The sequence below is a fragment of the Halioglobus sp. D3-4 genome (assembly GCF_055809315.1).
In genome coordinates, this window is the sequence record NZ_CM147907.1 from 1,366,738 (window position 1) to 1,381,174 (window position 14,437).

General features: G+C 52.8%; 13 protein-coding genes and 1 tRNA gene. 3 read left to right on the plus strand and 11 right to left on the minus strand.

All coding sequences use genetic code 11. The features are described from left to right. Positions 1-6: 6 nt before the first annotated feature. From sdhA to sdhC, 3 genes are read right to left on the minus strand one after another with little or no spacing between them, the layout of a single operon-like run. The gene (gene sdhA / locus AC0L6S_RS05910) at positions 7-1,779 is read right to left on the minus strand and encodes a succinate dehydrogenase flavoprotein subunit (RefSeq protein ID WP_473427498.1); all 1,773 of its coding nucleotides are present in this window, start codon (positions 1,777-1,779) and stop codon (positions 7-9) included. A gap of 2 nt (positions 1,780-1,781) precedes the next feature. Next, positions 1,782-2,144 (minus strand): succinate dehydrogenase, hydrophobic membrane anchor protein, encoded by a 363-nt coding sequence (sdhD, locus tag AC0L6S_RS05915; protein ID WP_473427499.1) that lies wholly within the window; start codon positions 2,142-2,144, stop codon positions 1,782-1,784. Then, a complete protein-coding gene (gene sdhC / locus AC0L6S_RS05920; protein WP_473427500.1) occupies positions 2,138-2,512 on the minus strand; it encodes a succinate dehydrogenase, cytochrome b556 subunit in 375 nt (124 codons plus the stop codon). The genes sdhD and sdhC overlap by 7 nt, the downstream gene beginning before the upstream one ends. A gap of 317 nt (positions 2,513-2,829) precedes the next feature. Here sdhC and AC0L6S_RS05925 point away from each other — a divergent pair, with 317 nt between their 5' ends. Together AC0L6S_RS05925 and AC0L6S_RS05930 are read left to right on the plus strand one after the other, a co-directional pair. Further along, entirely contained in the window at positions 2,830-4,116 is a 1,287-nt protein-coding gene (locus AC0L6S_RS05925) for a citrate synthase (RefSeq protein ID WP_473427501.1), read from the plus strand. Between the two features lie 89 nt (positions 4,117-4,205). After that, a complete protein-coding gene (locus AC0L6S_RS05930) occupies positions 4,206-5,327 on the plus strand; it encodes a beta-ketoacyl-ACP synthase III (RefSeq protein ID WP_473427502.1) in 1,122 nt (373 codons plus the stop codon). 56 nt (positions 5,328-5,383) lie between these two features. Here AC0L6S_RS05930 and hisC read toward each other — a convergent pair whose 3' ends face one another. From hisC to AC0L6S_RS05945, 3 genes are all read right to left on the minus strand, one after another. Continuing rightward, positions 5,384-6,442 carry a histidinol-phosphate transaminase gene (hisC, locus tag AC0L6S_RS05935; protein WP_473427503.1) on the minus strand — a complete coding sequence of 353 codons (1,059 nt, stop codon included), beginning with the start codon at positions 6,440-6,442 and terminating at the stop codon, positions 5,384-5,386. Positions 6,443-6,519: 77 nt separating this feature from the next. Next, positions 6,520-6,595 (minus strand) — tRNA-Glu (locus tag AC0L6S_RS05940). 161 nt (positions 6,596-6,756) lie between these two features. After that, entirely contained in the window at positions 6,757-8,022 is a 1,266-nt protein-coding gene (locus tag AC0L6S_RS05945; RefSeq protein ID WP_473427504.1) for a putative porin, read from the minus strand. Positions 8,023-8,521: 499 nt separating this feature from the next. Between AC0L6S_RS05945 and AC0L6S_RS05950 the strand changes: the two genes are divergently transcribed. Continuing rightward, positions 8,522-8,686 carry a YlcI/YnfO family protein gene (locus tag AC0L6S_RS05950; RefSeq protein ID WP_473427505.1) on the plus strand — a complete coding sequence of 55 codons (165 nt, stop codon included), beginning with the start codon at positions 8,522-8,524 and terminating at the stop codon, positions 8,684-8,686. Positions 8,687-8,709: 23 nt separating this feature from the next. On the opposite strand, the gene pstB is transcribed toward AC0L6S_RS05950, so the two are convergent. The 5 genes from pstB to phoU form a co-directional block, all read right to left on the minus strand. Further along, positions 8,710-9,546 (minus strand): phosphate ABC transporter ATP-binding protein PstB, encoded by an 837-nt coding sequence (gene pstB, locus AC0L6S_RS05955; RefSeq protein ID WP_473427506.1) that lies wholly within the window; start codon positions 9,544-9,546, stop codon positions 8,710-8,712. 95 nt (positions 9,547-9,641) lie between these two features. After that, on the minus strand, positions 9,642-10,931 hold the full coding sequence (pstA, locus tag AC0L6S_RS05960; RefSeq protein WP_473427507.1) for a phosphate ABC transporter permease PstA: 1,290 nt from the start codon (positions 10,929-10,931) through the stop codon (positions 9,642-9,644). Further along, the gene (gene pstC / locus AC0L6S_RS05965; protein ID WP_473427508.1) at positions 10,924-12,312 is read right to left on the minus strand and encodes a phosphate ABC transporter permease subunit PstC; all 1,389 of its coding nucleotides are present in this window, start codon (positions 12,310-12,312) and stop codon (positions 10,924-10,926) included. The genes pstA and pstC overlap by 8 nt, the downstream gene beginning before the upstream one ends. Positions 12,313-12,434: 122 nt before the next feature. Next, on the minus strand, positions 12,435-13,580 hold the full coding sequence (locus tag AC0L6S_RS05970; RefSeq protein ID WP_473427509.1) for a substrate-binding domain-containing protein: 1,146 nt from the start codon (positions 13,578-13,580) through the stop codon (positions 12,435-12,437). 137 nt (positions 13,581-13,717) lie between these two features. After that, positions 13,718-14,434: a phosphate signaling complex protein PhoU gene (gene phoU / locus AC0L6S_RS05975; RefSeq protein WP_473427510.1), complete on the minus strand. Its 717-nt coding sequence runs from the start codon at positions 14,432-14,434 to the stop codon at positions 13,718-13,720. Positions 14,435-14,437 lie beyond the last annotated feature (3 nt).

The following is a 14,437-nucleotide window of genomic DNA, read 5'->3' on the forward strand; positions in this document are numbered from 1 at the left end:
GGCCCCTTAGTAAACACGCGCTTTCGGCTGAAAGGTATCAACCGTTTTCGGCTCAAAATTAACCTTCCGCTTACCTACACGTTTGTCGGTGGGAAAGTACAGAGAGTGACACAACCAGTTCTCATCATCACGCGAATCGTAATCGTTTCGCGCATGAGCACCCCTGCTCTCGGTACGCGCCTCGGCGGTGATAGCGGTCGCTTCAGCCACTTCGAATAAATTGTGCAGTTCCAGCGCTTCTATACGTGCCGTATTGAAGGCCATACTCTTATCGGCAAGCTGTGCGTTTTCTATTCGTCCGCGCAACTCGGCCAATTTATCGATACCCTCCTGCATAAATGGACCATCGCGGAACACACCAAAGTGATTCTGCATCGTGTTCTGCAATTCCTTGCGCAACTCAGCGACGTTTTCACCGCCACTGGAGTTATTCAACTTTTCGAGGCGTGACATTGCATGTTCGACATCGCTTTCAGACGCCTCGCGCAGATCGATACCCTCACGCAGGGATTTTTCAATAAACAGACCTGAAGCACGCCCAAATACCACGAGATCCAACAGTGAATTCCCGCCCAACCGGTTGGCGCCGTGCACCGACACACAGGCAACCTCACCACAGGCAAACAATCCGGGGATAACTGAATCGGCACCATCGGGGCCAACGCTCAACGCCTGGCCGTGCACATTGGTTGGAATCCCGCCCATCATGTAGTGACAGGTCGGCACCACTGGCACTGGCTCTTTCACCGGATCGGCATGGGCAAATGTGCGCGACAGCTCGCAGATACCCGGAAGTCGGCTTTCCAGCACTTCCTCCCCAAGGTGATCCAGCTTCAGGAACACGTGGTCACCCTCGGGCCCGCAACCTCTTCCCTCGAGTATTTCCATTACCATGGAACGAGCGACAACATCGCGGCCGGCAAGGTCCTTGGCATTTGGCGCATAGCGCTCCATAAAGCGCTCACCGTCTTTATTGATGAGGTAACCACCCTCACCTCGACAGCCCTCAGTGACCAGTACGCCGGCACCGGCGATACCCGTCGGGTGGAACTGCCACATTTCGATATCCTGTACCGGGAAGCCCGCCCGCAGCACCATGCCAATACCGTCACCAGTGTTGATGTGTGCATTGGTAGTGGAGGCGTAAATCCGCCCCGCGCCACCGGTGGCTAGAACAGTTGCCTTGGACTTGATATGGACGACCTCGCCTGTTTCCATGCAGATCGCGATCACGCCGACAACAGCACCGTCCTGGTTCTTTACCAGATCAGTAGCATACCACTCATTGAAAAACACGGTTTCGTGCTTCAGGTTGCCCTGATAGAGGGTGTGCAACAGGGCGTGACCCGTACGGTCTGCCGCAGCACAGGTTCGAGCGGCCTGACCGCCCTCACCGTAATTTTTTGACTGCCCGCCAAAGGGGCGTTGATAAATACGCCCTTCCTCGGTACGCGAGAACGGCAGACCCATATGCTCGAGTTCGTACACCGCTTCGGGGCCAACACTGCACATGTATTCGATGGCGTCCTGGTCACCGATGTAATCGGAGCCCTTCACGGTGTCGTACATATGCCAGCGCCAATCGTCATGCGGATCTGCAGATGCGATGGCGCAGGTTATGCCGCCTTGTGCAGATACCGTATGAGAGCGCGTTGGAAAGACTTTGGATATTACTGCCGTTTTGAAACCGGACTGCGCCAGTTGCAGTGCAGCGCGCATTCCAGCGCCACCGCCACCGACGATAACGCCGTCAAATGTAATAGTACGAAGAGCAGCCATTGTTACAAACCCCACAGAATCTGGATGCCCCAGACTAGATACGTGAACATGACGAGGCCGCTGACGAACTGTGCGACCAGGCGAATAACATTGCCGGCACTGCCCATCATGCGCTCGGTGAAATAATCAGTGAATACGGCCCACAGCCCTACCCAGGCGTGAACACCCAGAGAGATGAGCGCAAGCAAACTGAAAACGCGCATCCAGGTCTGGGAGAACAGATCGCTCCATGCGGCATAGTCAACACCGCTGACAACCACCAAACCTACATAGAGAAAATAAGCCAACAGAATCACAGCCGTTACCCGCTGCATCAGCCAATCGTAGAGCCCCGAACGGCCCATGCTGGTTACTGCCGTTACCATAGCCAAATCCCCGCTGCCAAAATAAGTACCACGGAAAGAGAAACCACGATGCGCACACCGCGAATGCCGCCCTCCATGGTTTCGCCAATCCCCATATCCATAATCAAATGCTTTATACCGGCCAATGCGTGGTATATGAGGCCGGCCATTATCGCCCATATCACCAGCTTCAACAGCGGATTGCCCAAAGACTCCTGCAATGACGCGAAGCTTTCCGGGCTGGCCAGGCTGGCATCAAGGGCCCACAACAATACGGCCATACCGGCAAAAATGAACACGCCGGAGGCGCGGTGAGTAATGGACGCCCATGCGGTGATGGGAAGCCGCATGGACCCTATGTCCAGGTTAACGGGGCGCTTATCTTTCACAATAGAGTACCGTCTGTATGACGCCCGGAGGGCAATTAATCGGAATGTCGCGTCGCCGAAAACTGCATCGGCCACTGCTTTGGCATACTTGCAAAACGCGCAAGATTATAGGCATTTGCGACATTAAATACAATCCACGTTACCATGTGCGCTGCAATGACTTCTTCCCAGGCAAAGACGTTAGGCTGTGTTGAATCAGTTTGTCACAAATCCCTGCATAGCGGGTTATTCATGGGTTTGAGGGGCACTCCAATTGACAAAAACCCACGAAACTTTATAGTAACTCCCTTTCGATCGAATACTTCCCAGGACCTTTTATGAGCGACAAAAAAGCCACTCTCAAGATTGATGGCATCGAAGAATCAATTGATCTGCCGATTTACTCTGGCACCCTGGGGCCAGATGTGCTGGATGTCGGAGGCCTCACCGGCAAGGGGATGTTCACTTTTGATCCCGGCTTTGTCTCTACTGCGGCATGCGAATCACAGATTACCTTTATAGACGGCGGCAAGGGCATCCTCCTGCACCGAGGCTACCCCATCGAGCAATTGGCCGAACAGTCTGACTACCTCGAAACCTGCTATCTGCTGCTCTATGGCGAACTCCCCACCAAAGAGCAGAAAGCCCAGTTTGTCGGTACCGTACACAGACACACCATGGTGCATGAACAGATCCGTACCTTTTTCAACGGTTTCCGACGCGACGCACACCCGATGGCGATCATGTGTGGCGTGGTAGGCGCCCTCTCCGCTTTCTACCACGATTCACTGGAGATATCCGACGAACACCACCGGCAGATTGCCGCGTTCCGGCTTATCGCAAAAATGCCCACTATCGCAGCCATGAGTTACAAGTTCTCCACCGGGCAACCGTTCATGTACCCTGACAACAGCCTGAACTACGCAGAGAACTTCCTACACATGATGTTCGGCAACCCCTGTGAACCCAGTAATATCAGTCCGGTGCTGGCAACGGCAATGGATCGCATCTTCCTGCTCCACGCCGATCACGAGCAGAATGCGTCCACGTCGACTGTGCGTTTGGCTGGCTCTTCCGGCGCCAACCCGTTCGCCTGTATCGCTGCGGGCATCGCCGCACTGTGGGGGCCATCACACGGTGGCGCCAACGAGGCGGTATTGGAGATGCTGCAGGAAATTGGTGATGTATCCAGAATCGACGAGTTTGTCGCTCGCGCCAAAGACAAAAACGACCCGTTCCGGCTCATGGGTTTTGGCCACAGGGTCTACAAGAACTTCGATCCTCGCGCCAAGGTAATGAAAGAAGCAGCCGATGAAGTGCTGGCAGAGCTCGGTATCGATGATCCCCTGCTTGAGATCGCCAAGCGGCTGGAAGAAATCGCACTCTCTGATGAGTACTTCATCGAGAAAAAGCTCTACCCAAATGTCGACTTCTACTCCGGCATTATTCTCAAAGCCATGGGCATTCCGACCAGTATGTTTACCGTCATTTTTGCGGTGGGCCGCACGGTTGGCTGGATCGCCCACTGGAACGAGATGATCAGTGGCAGCTATCGCATTGGGCGCCCGAGACAGCTGTATACAGGTTACACACAGCGAGATTTCGTCCCGCTGGACAAGCGTTAAACCACGCTTGATGGTATAAAAAATCCTGCAGCTCCCGGAATCGCTTAGCGACAGGGCGCTGCACTTTTTAATTTCTGGGAACTTCTACCATGCCCGATATCGTTATCAGTGGAACTGGCCTGTACACCCCGTCAGAATCCATCAGCAATGCAGAGCTGGTAGATTCCTTCAATGCCTATGTTGAAATCTTCAATAGCGAACATGCCAACGAAATTGCGGCGGGTGAAATCGCGCCCCTGCAACCGTCTTCTGCAGAATTTGTCGAAAAGGCCTCTGGCATAAAATCACGCTACGTCATGAACAAGGACGGCATTGTGGATCCGCACCGCATGACACCTAATATTCCCGACAGGCCAAATGAAGAACAGTCTGTTCAGTGTGAAATGGGCGTGGCCGCAGCGCGCGAAGCGATGGAACAGGCCGGAAAGTCGGCCGCAGATATCGATTGTGTCATCGTCGCCGCATCTAACATGCAGCGCGCCTACCCCGCTATGGCTGTTGAGATTCAGAATGCCCTGGGTGTCAAGGGTTACGGCTTTGATATGAATGTGGCCTGCTCCTCTGCGACCTTCGGCATTCAGCAGGCCCGCGACGCAGTACGCAATGACAGCGCCCGCTGTGTATTGATGCTCAACCCGGAGATCTGTAGCGGGCACCTAAACTTTCGGGATCGCGATTCCCATTTTATTTTTGGTGACGTGTGTACCGCGGTGATCATCGAAAGAGCCGAGACTGCAACCAGCAGTGAAAAGTTTGCCATCATGGACAGCAAACTGCAGACTATTTACTCCAACAATATTCGCAACAATTTCGGCTTTCTCAATAGGGCGGATGAAAACTGCGTGGGCACACCGGACAAGCTGTTTGTGCAGGAAGGCAGAAAAGTATTCAAGGAAGTCTGCCCCGCCGTGGCAACGCAGATTTCAACGCAACTGGATAACAACGGAATCTCACCATCGCAGATAAAACGCCTCTGGCTACACCAGGCAAACCTCAGCATGAACCAGCTAATATCGCGACGTGTACTAGGCAGGGAGGCGACCACCGAAGAAGCGCCCACAATCCTGGACGAATATGCCAATACCAGTTCGGCGGGTTCCGTCATTGCCTTCCACAAGCATCGCGCGGACCTGGTGCCTGGAGACATTGGCGTACTGTGTTCGTTCGGGGCCGGCTACAGCATAGGCAGTGTATTGCTGAAGAAGCTGTAAGCGGGCATTACCCAGATAACAACAACTTCTGCCAGTTCATAGGGCAGGCGGGCCTGTCAGCCGAGTAATTCCTGAAGCGCACTGAGCAGCGCTGTGTTGTCTTCTTCTGTACCGATGCTGATACGTAAGTAGTTATCGATTCGTGGCTTATCAAAATATCTCACTACAATGCCCTGCGCGCGCAATTGAGCAAACAAATCGCTGGCGGGATACTCGGCGTGTGTTGCAAACACAAAATTGGCACCCGAAGGCAACACAGTAAACCCGAGCTTAGCCAGTTCGCCACACAGAGCCTGCCGTGAGTCGATCACGCGCTGACAGTTTTCCAGGAAATACTCCTCGTCCTGTATCGAAGCCAGGGCTGCACGCTGGGAAACGATATCCAGCGGGTAGGAATTAAACGAATTCTTTACCCGCCCCAGGGCTTCAATGAGCACTTGATTCCCCATCGCAAAGCCCACCCTCATGCCGGCTAGAGCACGGGATTTCGACAGCGTCTGTACTACCAGCAGGTTGTCAAACTCGTCGATCAGTGACACGGCAGACTCGCCGCCAAAATCAATGTAGGCCTCGTCTATCACTACAACTGAGCCAGCACTTTTTTCCAGGAGTGCGCGAATAGCATCAAGGCTCATCAATATCCCGGTGGGGGCATTTGGGTTGGGAATAATGATCCCGCCGTTTTCGGCCGGGTAGGCCTCCGCCGAGATATTGAAGTTATCTGCGACCGGCGCCCGAACATAGTCAATGCCGAACAACTCTGCCCACACTGGATAGAAGCTGTAACTGATGTCGGGGAAGTATAAAGGCTGGCTGTGTTTTAACAGTGCCATAAAGACCAGCGCAATCACTTCGTCGGAGCCATTACCGACGAATACCTGCTCCGGCTGTATACCATTACGGACGGCGATGGCCTGCCCAAGTTCAACAGATTCAGGGTCAGGGTATAAACGAAGCGCATCCGCACTAACCGAACTGATAGCCTGCAACACCCGTGGCGAGGGGGGATAGGGGCTTTCGTTGGTATTGAGTTTGACCAGTTTCCCGGCCTTGGGCTGCTCTCCCGGCACGTAGGGTGTCAGCGTACTGACCACATCACTCCAATAACGACTCATGTGTTTCCCTGCCATTGCACCGGACCCATCGGTACCCAAAAGCAAAAGCCCGGAACGGAACCGGGCTTTAATAATAATGGCGTCCCCTAGGGGGTTCGAACCCCTGTTACCGCCGTGAAAGGGCAGTGTCCTGGACCACTAGACGAAGGGGACAGCAAAACGCTCTATGTTCCTCTGAAAAGCCGCGCCATTGTACCGAAGCGTTCGATTGAAGCAAGTGTCACATCCACCAGAAGTGCTTCTTTTTCACACGCGGACACTCTGGGCGGTAATCGCAGCAACTTCACACTCTCACACACTTACCCTCGCCCAGACTAATACTTAAAGCCTGTATCGAGCTGAAAGCGTTTGTAGTCGGCATCGTCGCCCAGTTCAAAACCTCTTTTGCTGTCGAAGAAGTAGGTAGTACCCACGTACCACCTGTCGTCGATGGCATACTTGGCAGAGAAGATACTGCCTTTCCCGTCCGTGCCACCACCGGCAAAGTCGGAATTAGTGACGACTCCAAGGGTGGCGTTGGCATCAAGCTTTTCATATGCGTAACTCACTTGCCATTCGCCTTTCTTCTTGGCACTGCCTAGCTTAATACCGGCAAGATAGCCCGAGTCGAGATCGTTGACTTCGCGGTTCTCGACATAATCAGCGTAGATATTTAGCGGCAGGTCAAATACTGTGAGACCGAAATCTACCGACGCTGTTATCAACTTATAGTCATACTCATAAAGCTCGACACCATCCACTACGACAAAAGTGTTGCCATAAAAATCACCCTCGTAGATCGCCTCCTCGCCTTCCGTGGGAATATCGATATACCCTACAGATAGAGTCAGCTTTGTACTTTCAAACGGTGCGAGAATGGTACCCACCTGTGCCGCCCAAACCCCGTAATTGTCCGAATTACTCGCATTGCTGTCGCTCTCAATAAAATTAAACGATGTGTGAGCGAAGAACATGTCGTTCGCCCAATTCACCGCTACACCTTCGGGGCGAAAGTCACTGTCGAACAACAGCTGGCTTTTTTGCACGGTGTAATATGGGTTAGCGTATTTACCGGCCGTAATTGTAGTACCTTCAAGCCCGGTCCATGTTGCGTAGGCCAGATCCAGATTGATGTCCTTCGAATTGCTTCCACCGCCCAACGTCTGGTTACTCGACACAGGGTCATCGCTACCTGTGGCGAGGCCGAAGCCCACCTGGACAGTATCACTGACTTTGGCGACCAACGCCGGACGCGCGCGTATTCGGTAGCGATCGCGGCCATCCCTACCCTCTTCGTCGATATCTTCATAGCGGAAGCGGTAATCGCCCTTCCATGCAACCCGGTCCGTCCATGAAGAATCAGAAGCCTGCTGTTTCAGCGTATCGACTTCTTTATTGGTCGCGGCGAGGTCTTCCACCTTGATGGTGCGCTTGCTGGCTTCACGCAACTGCTGATTTTCAATTTCCAGCGCTTTAACACGCTCGCTCATCTCTGCAAACTGCGCCTTGAATGCTTCCCATTCTGCTGTCGGTACCTGGGCATTAGCCCCGGAAACGCCCAGCGCTGTACTGATCACTGCTACCGCTGCCAGTTGCTTCATATCTGACTCCACGCCAATTCTTTGTCAACAACAACTCATTGAATACATTGCACCCGTACACTGCAATGCGAGAGTAAAGGAGAAACATGACAGTTATGTTACGTCCGTGGCTTACAGGGCGGATTAGAAGAAGTTTTTATGTCGTTTTATTGACGTTTATATGACGCTGTCGCGAAAAATGAGCGCGCACACTGCGATTTATGACAAAAAAGGCGCGCAATATTACACGATGGTGCAGGGGAAAAGGGAGACAAACAAAACCAATCAGGCAAAAATCCCCACCAGCAACCAACCGGCGGAAACAACCACAAGAACCTCAAGCGCGAGCAGTGGCACTGTCACAGCCGGGGATCTGCCTCGCAATTCTTTTTGTGCTGCACGTAAGTTCATTTTGACCTCTATACATTTGTATATACATAAAATACACAATTGAAATAAAAATCACAATGTGTATACATGTGATAAACTCACGTTTTTGTCACAGAGTCCGTCGTTTTACATGTCCAAAACCAAATTACTGAATATCAGGATCGAGCCAGAACTAAAGAAAAAGGCGAAAAAACTCGCTGAGGCGGATGGTCGCTCCCTGTCAAACTGGGTAACGAAACTGATTGCGAACAAAGTGGAAAACGCCGAAAAGGAGGATTCGACGAAAAAAAATTGATGCGGTCCGGTAAGGCTCTCAGTTCAACCAAACCGCCCAGTAATGTAGTTTTCGGTTAACTGGTGCTTGGGAAAGGTAAATATTTCCTTAGTTTCACCCACTTCGATCAATTTTCCCAAATGAAAATACGCAGTGCGCTGGGAAACCCGAGCAGCCTGCTGCATCGAGTGCGTCACAATAGCAATCGTATATTTTTCTTTCAGGTCGTCGATCAATTCCTCTATCCGGGCTGTGGCAATGGGGTCAAGTGCCGAACAAGGCTCATCCATCAGGATGACCTCTGGGCTCACCGCTATAGCGCGCGCAATACAAAGACGCTGTTGCTGACCGCCGGACAGGCCAGTACCTGGCTTATCCAGCTGATCTTTCACTTCATCAAACAAACTGGCTCGGCGCAGGCTTTGTTCGACGATCTCATCCATCTCAGCCTTGGAGTGTGCGAGCCCGTGGATTCGCGGGCCGTAGGCGACATTCTCGTAAATTGATTTCGGGAAGGGGTTCGGCTTCTGGAAGACCATGCCCACCCGCGCGCGCAGCATTACAGTATCCTGATCACTCTTGTAGATATCCTCACCATCCAGCGTGATATCGCCATGCACCTGACAGATAGGGATAATGTCATTCATGCGGTTAAGCGTGCGCAAGAACGTCGATTTACCGCAGCCGGAAGGTCCAATCATCGCGAGTACTTCGTTGCGCCCAATATCCAGCGATACATCGAGTATGGCCTGTTTTTCGCCATAGAACACATTCACATTGCGCGCAGACATTTTCGCATTGGCGACCCTCGGCGTACCGATGGTCTCATACGAATCTGAAGTGGACTGGCTTTCTATATCGAGTGCCGAGCGTTTGTCCATGGGCACCTTTCCCTCAATATTTTGTGTCTTGATGTCAGTTACTGTGGCGCTTGCGCTCATGGTGCAGGGCCCTCTCGTGCCCGGTGCCTCTCAGCTTACTTCAATTCAAACCGCTTGCGTAGGTACACCGCCAAGCCATTCATCAAAATCAGGAAACCCATCAGCACCATAATCGCTGCCGATGTTTTCTCCGTAAATCCACGCTCAGGGCTGTCAGCCCAAAGATAGATCTGTACTGGTAGAACCGTAGATGGGTCTGTTACGCCACCGGGAACATCCATGATAAAAGCAACCATACCGATCATCAGCAGTGGAGCAGTCTCACCCAGGGCCTGCGCCATACCAATGATGGACCCTGTTAACACTCCGGGCATTGCAACAGGCAGCACGTGGTGGAATACCGTCTGCAGCTTGGAAGCTCCCACACCCATCGCCGCTTCCTGAATGGAGGGCGGCACAGCCTGTATCGCTGCACGTGAAGTAATAATAATTGTCGGCAGCGTCATCAGTGCCAACACAATCCCCCCCACCAGCGGCGCTGACCTGGGGAGCTCGAAGAAATTGATAAAAACGGCGAGACCAAGCAAGCCAAAGACGATTGAGGGCACGGCCGCAAGGTTATTGATGTTAATCTCAATAAGGTCTGTCAGGCGGTTGCGCGGCGCAAATTCTTCGAGATAAATCGCAGACAATACACCAATGGGAAAAGCGAGGCAGAAGGTCACCAGCAAGGTGAACAGAGAGCCGTACAAGGCCGCTTTGATACCCGCCAGTTCCGGCTCCCGTGAATCACCGGAGAGGAAAAACGTTGAATTGAAACGTGACTCGGTTCTACCCTCCACTGCCAGTGTATCCAACCAGGCAATCTGGATATCCTTTACCTTGCGATCGGATTCCGCAGTGCTGGAGTCGACCTGCCCTTTCAGGTAACTGCCTGCTTCTGAATGGGCGAGCAACCATACTTCTTTCGTCGTGCCTATCAGTGCCGGGTTTTCCAGCACCATATCGCGCAGCGTGTATTCCGCCCGTATGCTGATCAAACCGTACAGCGCTTTCTTCTCTTTACGCCCGCTGACATCAGGAAACATCGTACGCAGACTATTCTTGACCACAGCCAAAAAGTCTGCGGACGATATTTCATCGGCTGTGGCGTTCTCATCGATCCCCAGAACTTCACTGGAAAAATCGATGTTGAGCTTGATGAAATGTTGGCTAAATGCTGGAGAGCCTTTAACCACGATATCCGCTAGCAAGATGAACAGAAAGATAAAGCCGGTGAGGACTGCAAGCCGTCCATACCACTGAAATCTCCGCTCCCGTGCATACCGCTTCTTCAGCGAAGCGGCGATGACGGCAGTTGTATTGGAACGATTGGATTCAGTCATACTGCTCACGGTATTTTCTCACCACATGCAATGCGATGAAGTTCAGTAATAGGGTCACGAAAAACAACACCAGCCCCAGTGCGAAAGCAGCCAGTGTCTTGGGGTTGTCAAACTCCTGATCGCCGACCAGAAGTGTCACAATTTGTACGGTAATTGTGGTTACCGCTTCCAGCGGGTTGATCGTAAGTTTGGCTGACAACCCGGCAGCCATCACGACAATCATGGTCTCCCCGATTGCGCGCGACGCGGCCAATAATATGCCGCCTACGATCCCGGGCAATGCGGCGGGCAGGATAACCTTGCGAATAGTTTCATTCATGGTGGCGCCCATGCCCAGTGAAGCCTCGCGTAAACTGACCGGAACGGCGTTGATAATGTCGTCTGACAGCGACATTACAAATGGGATAATCATAATGCCCATTACCAGGCCCGCGGCCAGAGCACTCTCGGAGGCGACGTTCAGGCCGACGGATTCACCGAGTTCCCGAATGAATGGCGCGACAGTGAGCGCAGCGAAAAAACCGTAGACCACTGTCGGCACGCCAGCAAGAATCTCCAGTACCGGCTTGGTGACCGCGCGAAACTTCCGTGAAGCGTATTCAGATAGGTAAATAGCAGACATCAGGCCGATAGGCACCGCTATCAACAAAGCCACGGCGGAGATCAGCAGCGTACCTACCAACAGGGGAACAAAGCCGAAAGACCCAGAAGCGGCCACCTGGTTAGCGCGTATCGCCATCTGCGGACTCCACTGGAGGCCGAACAGAAAGTCCTGCACTGGGATTATCTGGAAAAAACGAATTGCCTCAAACATCACCGACAGCACGATGCCGAGAGTGGTCAGAACAGCGACGAATGAGCTGCTGAATAGCACCCACTCAAAGATCTTCTCGACATGATTGCGCGCTCGAAATAGAGGCGTCACCCGACGTAACGCCAGCAGCGCGCCAATAACAGCGACGACAAATACCAGCGCCGCTTTCATCTGGCTGAACAGGTTTATCTTGTCGATGTAGTATTGAGCAGCCCTAATCTGGGTTTCATCCAACTGTGAGGAATCAATCGACCCTCGAGCGAACCCCTGTACCTGGTTGTAGTAAAGGCCCAGTTCATCAGGCGGCAATTGCTGGATGTGCTGGGGCATTTGCCCCACTACCAAAGCATGCAGAACGCTGGACTCAAACCCCATCCATAGCAGCAATACAAACAACGCCGGAAGCGCCGCCCATACTGCAGCCATATAGCCGTAATGGTTGGGAAGAGAGTGTAGCGAGTCAAGACCACCATGTTGCATTGCAACAATTTGTGATCGTTTGCGCCCCGTATAAAAACTGATAGCACAGAGAGCGATCAGGATCAGGAAGACTGTAGTTGTCTGCATTGCTAGTTTGCCGTATTCGATCGCATTGTTGCAGCGAAATGTTTCCGGCACATCTCCGCTAAAAATGATTGAACCCTGGGCTCGCCACAGCAGCGCGGCGAGCTTTCATAAGTCAGGTTCCGCTACTGCATTTCAAGGTAATTGAGGTCTTTGACATTCGTTTGAATCTCAAGAAGTTCTTCTCCACTTAAGGGGATCAGGCCCCGGTCAGTCAGGTAGCCGTCCTCACCCATTGCCTTGTTAGAGGTAAACTCAATAGCATACTCCTGGATACCCGGGATTTTGCCGACGTGCGCACCCTTAATATAGAAGTACAATGGCCGTGACACAGCGTATTCTCCACTGGCAATAGTGTCGAAGTCGGGGGCAACGCCATCGACAATTGCTCCCTGGACTTTGTCGCCATTCTCCTCGAGAAAGCTGTAGCCGAACACTCCGACCGCGTCGGGGTTTGCTTCCAGCTTCTGCACGATCAGGTTGTCGTTCTCACCCGCTTCGATATAAGCACCGTCTTCCCGCATCGCGTAGGCTACCGTAACAAAGATGTCGCTACCCTTGGGCGCCTTGCCCTTCTTCGCGGCAAGCCCATCGTAGAGGCCGGCCGGAATACCGAGCTTTTCCATCATCGCTTTGATTTCATCAACCTGATCAGCGCCCATTTCCGACAACGCCTTGAGATCAGGCAGTCCCTCAGCGCCCCCCGCCATTGCCAACTCGGCAAAGGCATCCCGCGTTCCGGAGGTTGGTGGCGGGCCCAGAACTTCAATCCGGGTAGCCGGCAGTGCCGAGTTGACATCCTTCCACGTCTTGTTCGGATTGGGGATCAGTTTCCCGTCGGGTCCGGGAATATCCTTGGCCAGCGCAAGATAGACATCGGTGAGGCTCAGCTCCAGAGTAGGCGCGGTACTGGAATTTGCTATCGCAATGCCATCATATCCAACGAGAACTTCAACGATATCGGTTACGCCATTTTCCTGACAGTCATCGTATTCGCTCTGCTTGATGCGTCGGGACGCATTGGTAATATCGGGCGTACCGGCACCCACACCGCTGCAAAAGAGCTTCAAGCCGCCACCAGTACCAGTCGATTCAATCTTGGGCGATTTGAAACCGGTAGAGCGTCCAAAGCGCTCTGCCACCACGGTCGCAAATGGATATACGGTCGATGAACCAACAATGCTTACGATATCGCGGGTTGCGGCCTGAGCAGAACCGATGACCCCGACAGCACCTATTAAAGCAACTACTCCAGCTATGTGACTTTTCACGGTGAGTACTCCATATGATTGATTCGGTGAGGTATTGGGCTTTTCCCAACAGTTGCCGTGCAGTCTATGTATAGAATGTTACGGATTTGTTACAGAGCCTGATATTCAGGCTAAAACCCGAAAATTGATGGCTGTCATCAATTCAGGCCCTCGTCGTTCAACTCGCTGATCCCACCATGGCGAACATCCAGACCCCGGACAAGATAAATCACATGTTCAGCAATATTGCAGGCGTGGTCGCCAATGCGCTCCAGACTGCGCAACGCCCACATCTCGTTCAGGATTACACCGATATTGCGCGGGTCCTCCACCATGAAGGTGATAAGGCTGCGCATGGCACTGCCGTACTCCTTGTCGACCTTGTCATCACCTTTAACCACTTCAACTGCCTGGTCAACATCCAGCCGGGCAAACGCATCCAGCGCCTGACGCAACATAACGCCAACCATCGCTCCAATGTGCTTGATTTCAACGAAGTTGCTGGGTGATCTGCCATCCTCCGACATCCGCACAGCCTGTTTGGCCACCTTGGCAGCCTCATCCCCGATGCGTTCCAGGTCGCGGTTGACCTTAATAATGGCTATAACCAAGCGTAGGTCACTGGCGGTGGGCTGTCGCCTCGCGATGATGGTGGCACATTCGTCGTCGATGGCCATCTCCATCTGATTGACCTCACTGTCGCGGCGCACGATGAGCTCCGCCTCACCGCTGTCCATCTTCATCACGGCATCCAGTGCAGTGACAAGTTGCTGTTCCACCTTACCTCCCATAGACAGCATATGGTTGCGCAGGGACTCCAGCTCCGAATTAAATTTCGCGGAGATATGTTGTTGGTAATCTTCTTTCTTCAACATGAC

Excerpts from the sequence above, each read along its gene's own strand:
- sdhA (WP_473427498.1), bottom strand. The coding sequence starts at position 1,779 with ATGGCTGCTCTTCGTACTATTACATTTGACGGCGTTATCGTCGGTGGC.
- sdhD (WP_473427499.1), bottom strand. The coding sequence starts at position 2,144 with ATGGTAACGGCAGTAACCAGCATGGGCCGTTCGGGGCTCTACGATTGG.
- AC0L6S_RS05925 (WP_473427501.1), top strand. The coding sequence starts at position 2,830 with ATGAGCGACAAAAAAGCCACTCTCAAGATTGATGGCATCGAAGAATCA.
- AC0L6S_RS05930 (WP_473427502.1), top strand. The coding sequence starts at position 4,206 with ATGCCCGATATCGTTATCAGTGGAACTGGCCTGTACACCCCGTCAGAA.
- hisC (WP_473427503.1), bottom strand. The coding sequence starts at position 6,442 with ATGAGTCGTTATTGGAGTGATGTGGTCAGTACGCTGACACCCTACGTG.
- AC0L6S_RS05945 (WP_473427504.1), bottom strand. The coding sequence starts at position 8,022 with ATGAAGCAACTGGCAGCGGTAGCAGTGATCAGTACAGCGCTGGGCGTT.
- AC0L6S_RS05950 (WP_473427505.1), top strand. The coding sequence starts at position 8,522 with ATGTCCAAAACCAAATTACTGAATATCAGGATCGAGCCAGAACTAAAG.
- pstB (WP_473427506.1), bottom strand. The coding sequence starts at position 9,546 with ATGGACAAACGCTCGGCACTCGATATAGAAAGCCAGTCCACTTCAGAT.
- pstA (WP_473427507.1), bottom strand. The coding sequence starts at position 10,931 with ATGACTGAATCCAATCGTTCCAATACAACTGCCGTCATCGCCGCTTCG.
- pstC (WP_473427508.1), bottom strand. The coding sequence starts at position 12,312 with ATGCAGACAACTACAGTCTTCCTGATCCTGATCGCTCTCTGTGCTATC.
- phoU (WP_473427510.1), bottom strand. The coding sequence starts at position 14,434 with ATGTTGAAGAAAGAAGATTACCAACAACATATCTCCGCGAAATTTAAT.